This window comes from Gammaproteobacteria bacterium CG11_big_fil_rev_8_21_14_0_20_46_22, assembly GCA_002796245.1.
Lineage (GTDB): Bacteria > Pseudomonadota > Gammaproteobacteria > UBA12402 > UBA12402 > 1-14-0-20-46-22.
This window is the reverse complement of the sequence record PCWT01000037.1, coordinates 1-1,020: the sequence shown is the minus strand read 5'-3', so window position 1 is coordinate 1,020 and position 1,020 is coordinate 1. Positions and strand designations below refer to the sequence as shown.

The following is a 1,020-nucleotide window of genomic DNA, read 5'->3' as shown; positions in this document are numbered from 1 at the left end:
TGCAGCAATTAGGGTTACATTCTCCGCGTTCTCGGGTATATTGGTGGCTTCCTAACCTAGCCCACCCATATGCCAAACAGACGCACTCGATCGACAGCACACGAACTCGCTATGCGCACACAAGCCATACTCGAATTGTATATCGTCCACCAGCTCACAAGAAAGCAAGCCGCCAAAGCGCTCGACATGCACGAAAATGCGGTATCCCGACTTAAAAAGAATTACGAGGAGCACGGATTTGACGCACTGCTGCCCAAGACACCGGGACCGAAGAAAGGGACGGTGATTCACAACCGGACGGACCACGAGGTCGAAGACCTCGTCTGTGCTTTGGGTGTGCGTTACCCAAACCTCGGTCCGGTACCGCTTTCGGAAAAACTTCTGGATGACTACGGCATTCGTATGGACGGCAGCACAGTTTGGCGTATCCTGAAACGACGAGCTATCCGCTACACAAAGCGGTACAAACGGTTCAAGCAAGATCCAACACTGTACGCGCTGGACAAACCAGGCAAAGAGCTGCAGATGGATGCGTCATATCCGTTTGGCCGGGAACGAGACATTGCCGTGTTCTCAGCAATCGATGACTGTTCCCGATGGGTCTTTTCCTGGATTTACGAACATGAAGACGACAAAAGTGCTATCGCCTTTGTGACAGACTTGGTCAAACGCGCTCCGTTTCGCATTTCCGCTATCCGTGTCGACAACCGCTACGGCAAACGTTTCAAGAACTACTGTGAAACGCTTGGTATATCGGTTATCACGAACCCGCCGTATTCACCGGAAAAGAACGGCAAGATCGAGCGTTTTCACAAAACACTCAAACGAGAATTCTTCTGGCCGCAATGTTCGTTCTTTGATCCAAAAGCATCAATGCAGTACAAACTCAATCTTTGGCTTCACCACTACAACTATCAACGCCGGCATGGTGGCTACAAGATGAACCGTATGACCCCTGCTCAAAAGATCGCAAGCACCTCAATCCAGCTTCTCTCACGGACCAACTATCCACAGGAGGTA

Annotated in this window: 1 pseudogene; it reads left to right on the top strand. The window is 50.7% G+C overall.

The annotated features are described in order from the left end of the window. The first annotated feature begins 186 nt into the window (after window positions 1-186). Window positions 187-939: pseudogene (locus COV52_04690) on the top strand (hypothetical protein). Window positions 940-1,020 lie beyond the last annotated feature (81 nt).